Origin of the sequence: Streptomyces sp. NPDC048191, from assembly GCF_040652655.1 — a bacterium.
In the GTDB taxonomy this organism is placed as follows: Bacteria; Actinomycetota; Actinomycetes; order Streptomycetales; family Streptomycetaceae; genus Streptomyces.
The window spans coordinates 1-3,935 of sequence record NZ_JBEZMO010000075.1 but is presented as its reverse complement, the minus strand read 5'-3'; the positions used below and the strand labels follow the sequence as shown (position 1 = coordinate 3,935).

Here is a 3,935-nt window from a genome sequence, read left to right as displayed (position 1 = left end):
GCCCGCCGCCGCGGCCCGGAGCGTCTGCTCCGGGCCGGCCCGCCCACGTCCCGTTCAGGTGATCAGGGATCCACGGATTCCCCGACGTGAGCAAGGTACCTGTCCGTACGATCCGGGCGGGGAGGTGCGTCAGGTGGCCAGGGATACGGAACCGGACCGCCACCGGGCCGACCTCACCGCGTCGGCCGTGGACCCCCTGCACGCGCCCGGCGACGAACCGGCCGAGTCCCCCGTGGCGTTGACGGTCACCGGCGGGTACCTGGTGCACCGGGGCGCATGACGGAGCCCCACGGCGCTCCGCTCGACGGACCGGGGTCGCAACCCTGCCCGCCGCACCCGGCACACTGTGCGGATGGACGAGTTCCGACCGGTTCACCGGGCCCCCGCACCGCAGTGGTACGGACGCCTGCGCGTCCGTACCGACGACCTCTCCCCCGCCCGGTGGCTCACCGTGTCGGCGCCGGACTGCGGCGCCTTCGGGACGGTCGCCGGCGTCAGTGGTCCCGGCTTCGAGGCCTACGCCCGGATCCTGCACCCGGCGTCGCGGGACGAACGGCCGGTGCGCTGGTCGGCGGTGGCCGCCGCGCACGGGACCCGCGTCACCCCGGGCTCCCGCTGGTACGAGGTCGCGGGGCTGGACAGCGACTACACCAACGCCTCCGAGTACGGCCTGCCCGGCGTCTGGGACGAGCACCCCGCGGAGGGGCCGCCCCCGCCCGGTGTCGCGCGGGCCCTCGTACCCGTGCTGGCCCGGCACACCACGACCCCCGGACGGTGCTGGTTCGGCCTGTGGAACGGATACGGCCGCTGGGACTTCGACCGGGTGCCCTGCTTCGAGACCCCCGGCCGGGAGGAGGTGCTGCTCTCCGGCACCCTGGCCGACGCCGTCACACCGGTGTCCCTGGACGAGTTCGCCGAACTCCCCGACCTGTGGTGGCCAGCGGACCGGGCCTGGTGCGTGGGCGGGGACGTCGATCTGACCAGCACCTGCGTCGGAGGGACGGCCGAGCTGATCGCCGACCTGCTCGCGACCGCGGAACTGGAGGCACACCCCGTGGCCGCGGGCGACACGGTCGGCTGAACCGGACGGGAACGACGTCGACGCACCGCCGCCCCGATGGTTACGATCGGCGGCGGCATCGCGTGCCGGTCACCGACCGGGTGAGGCATGGAGGTGCCGGGACATGCCCTGGAGGCATTCCTTGTCGGTCGAGTTGAACCACACCATCGTCCATGCCCGGGACAACCGGGAGTCCGCCGAGTTCTTCACCGGACTGCTCGGTCTCGAGATCAGCGGAGAGTGGGGCCCGTTCGTCGCGGTCGCCCTGAGCAACGGAGTCACCCTGGACTTCGCGACCGTCCCCGAGGACGCGATCACCCCGCAGCACTACGCCTTCCTGGTCTCCGAGGAGGAGTTCGACGCGGCGTACACGCGCATCCGGCAGCGCGGCATCGAGCACTACGCCGACCCCCACCGGCGGCAGCCCGGCACGATCAACCACAACGACGGCGGTCGTGGCGTGTACTTCATGGACCCGGCGGGCCACGCCATGGAACTGATCACCGTCCCCTACGGCGGCCGGCCCGCGTAACCGGCGGGCTTCACCTGCCGAACCCCTCCTTCTTGATGACGTCGAGGAGGCGCGGGGTGCCCTCGGTGGTGCGTACGTCGAGGAAGGCGCGCGCATGCCCCTCGGTGACGGCCTCGCGCAGGAGCGCGTGCGCGAGGTCGGCCCGGGAGGTGAACCGCCCGGGCAGCCGGCCGGTGGCGAGCCGGTAGTCGCTCACCTCGCCGGTGTCGAACAGGCCCGCCGGCCGGAGCACCGTCCAGTCGTGACCGCTCCCGCGGACGATCTCCTCCATGCGGCGCATGTCGTCGTAGACCGTGCGCCCGACGACCCGCGCGAAGAAGGGCTCCAGCACCTTCCGGAAGACGAAGCCCTCGCCGGGTGCCGGGACGTCGAACAGGATGGTGGAGGTCACGCACACCAGCCGCCGGATCCCGTGCCCGGTCATGGCCCGGGTGATGTGGGTGATGCCCGTCGAGTAGACCGTGACCGGAGCGCGTCCGTAGGGGACGCCGAGGGTGGAGATCACCGCGTCGTGACCGGCGACGACGCCGTCGACGTCCGCCGCGTCCAGGACGTCGGCCGCCTCGACCCGCAGCCCGGGACGGCGGAGCGGGAAGGCGTCGGGGTGGCGGGTCACGGCGGTCACGGTGTGACCGGCGGCGGTCGCCTGCTCGGCGACCTGCCGTCCGGTCGGTCCGTTGGCGCCGAAGACGACGAGTCGCATGGGTTTCTCCTTCGCTGCGTGGTGCTGCTGCCGTGGACCGAGAGCGCCCGCACGGCGGCGGGTGTGACAGGACCGGCGGAGGATGAGACATGGGGCACACGACCGCTCCGCGATGTCACACTCCGGGGACCCGGGCCCTCTGGGTGGGGAGACGTCGTGAGGAGATGCCATGTCCGACAGCCGGGCGCCCGCCGGGACCGACACCGCCACACAGGCGTTCCTCGACCACCGCGAGCTGCTGTTCGCGGTGGCGTACCACATGCTGGGCAGCGTCACCGACACCGAGGACGTCCTGCAGGAGACCTGGTTGTCCTGGGCGGGCCGGTCGAGTGCCGGTGACGCCGGGCAGGTGGCGGAGGTCGAGCATCCGCGGGCCTATCTGGTGCGGATCACCGTGCGGCACGCGCTCGCCCGACGGGCGCGGATCGCCCGGCGCCGCGAGACCTACGTCGGGCCGTGGCTGCCGGAACCCCTGCTGACGGACGGTCCTGCCGGGGAGGACGCGTCCGAGCCCGCGGTCCGCACCGAGTCGGTGTCCCTGGCCATGCTGGTCGTCCTGGAGACCCTGACCCCGCTGGAGCGGGCGGTGTTCGTCCTGCACGAGGTGTTCGGCTACGCGCACACCGAGACCGCCGGCATCCTCGGCCGCAGCCCCGCGGCCGTACGGCAGCTCGCGCACCGCGCCCGGGCCCATGTGCGCGCCCGGCGCCCCCGGTACCAGGCCCATCCCAGGGTCCGGCGGCAGGCGACGGAGCGGTTCGTGGCCGCCGCGCTCGGCGGGGACCTCGGGGCGCTGCTGGAGATCCTGGCGCCGGAGGCCACGCTCTGGACGGATGGCGGCGGCAAGGCGCAGGCGGCACCACGGCCGATCCGCGGCCGGGACAAGGTGGCGCGGGCGCTGACCGGATATGCCGCGCGCTCGGCGGCGGACCTGGAGTTCCAGCACCGGGACGTCAACGGTGACGCGGCCGTGGTGGTGTTCGAGGACGGTTCCCCGCACGCGGTGATGGTCATGGACCTCGACGCGGACGGCGAGCGGGTCCGCGAGGTGTACCTCGTCACGAACCCGGACAAGCTCTCGGCCGTGAGGCCGGGCGGGCCGGCCCCGGAGGGCTTCTAGCGACGCGCACGCGCGGGACGCCGCCGGAAGCGGCGTCCCGCCGGGAGAGACCTTCACCGCTGCCGGCCTCGCCGACGACGTCGGTGCCGGGGGCGCTGTGCAGCAGGGCGAGCAGGCCGGCGCGTACGACCGCGTGGTCGTCGCAGACGACAGCGGGACCGCGCACCCGGCGAGTCCGCGGAGTGCAAGGCGTTCACGGCCGTGTCCTGGAACGCGCCCACCTCGGAGCTGACCGAGCGGCTTCAGCAGGCGCCGGCCTGGAGGACATCCCGGGCACGCTGTTCGTCGCGGGCGGCGCGCCGGTGACCACCAAGGGTGCCCCAGTGGCGAGCATCGGTGTCGCGGGTGCCCCGTCCGGCGATCTGGACGAGAAGTACGCGCAGGCCGGTGCGGCGGTGCTCGGCCGCTGACCGGCCGAGGGACCCGCCGTGCTCACGCGCGCCTCCCCTCGCGCTCCTGCGCCTCCGGGGAGGCGCGGGCGGGGGCCGGGCGCCCGGGCGCCCCCCCCGGCGCCCGCGCC

The 3,935-nt window shown here is 74.1% G+C and carries 4 protein-coding genes and 2 pseudogenes; 5 read left to right on the top strand and 1 reads right to left on the bottom strand.

Annotated elements, in window-relative coordinates; translation table 11 throughout:
- Positions 1-163: 163 nt before the first annotated feature.
- From AB0D93_RS41365 to AB0D93_RS41355, 3 genes and pseudogenes are all read left to right on the top strand, one after another.
- Positions 164-280 (top strand): annotated as a pseudogene (locus AB0D93_RS41365) (amidohydrolase); the annotation flags it as partial.
- A gap of 72 nt (positions 281-352) precedes the next feature.
- Entirely contained in the window at positions 353-1,081 is a 729-nt protein-coding gene (locus AB0D93_RS41360; protein ID WP_362131881.1) for a hypothetical protein, read from the top strand.
- Between the two features lie 121 nt (positions 1,082-1,202).
- On the top strand, positions 1,203-1,592 hold the full coding sequence (locus AB0D93_RS41355) for a VOC family protein (RefSeq protein WP_362131884.1): 390 nt from the start codon (positions 1,203-1,205) through the stop codon (positions 1,590-1,592).
- A gap of 10 nt (positions 1,593-1,602) precedes the next feature.
- On the opposite strand, the gene AB0D93_RS41350 is transcribed toward AB0D93_RS41355, so the two are convergent.
- A complete protein-coding gene (locus AB0D93_RS41350) occupies positions 1,603-2,295 on the bottom strand; it encodes an NAD(P)H-binding protein (protein WP_362131878.1) in 693 nt (230 codons plus the stop codon).
- A gap of 169 nt (positions 2,296-2,464) precedes the next feature.
- Here AB0D93_RS41350 and sigJ point away from each other — a divergent pair, with 169 nt between their 5' ends.
- Both sigJ and AB0D93_RS41340 read left to right on the top strand, forming a co-directional pair.
- A complete protein-coding gene (gene sigJ / locus AB0D93_RS41345) occupies positions 2,465-3,415 on the top strand; it encodes an RNA polymerase sigma factor SigJ (protein WP_362131875.1) in 951 nt (316 codons plus the stop codon).
- 171 nt (positions 3,416-3,586) lie between these two features.
- Positions 3,587-3,825: pseudogene (locus AB0D93_RS41340) on the top strand (heme-binding protein); the annotation flags it as partial.
- Positions 3,826-3,935: the final 110 nt, after the last annotated feature.

Bases quoted from the DNA above. Each gene is read 5' to 3' on its own strand.
- AB0D93_RS41350 (WP_362131878.1), bottom strand. From the start codon at position 2,295: ATGCGACTCGTCGTCTTCGGCGCCAACGGACCGACCGGACGGCAGGTC.
- AB0D93_RS41360 (WP_362131881.1), top strand. From the start codon at position 353: ATGGACGAGTTCCGACCGGTTCACCGGGCCCCCGCACCGCAGTGGTAC.
- sigJ (WP_362131875.1), top strand. From the start codon at position 2,465: ATGTCCGACAGCCGGGCGCCCGCCGGGACCGACACCGCCACACAGGCG.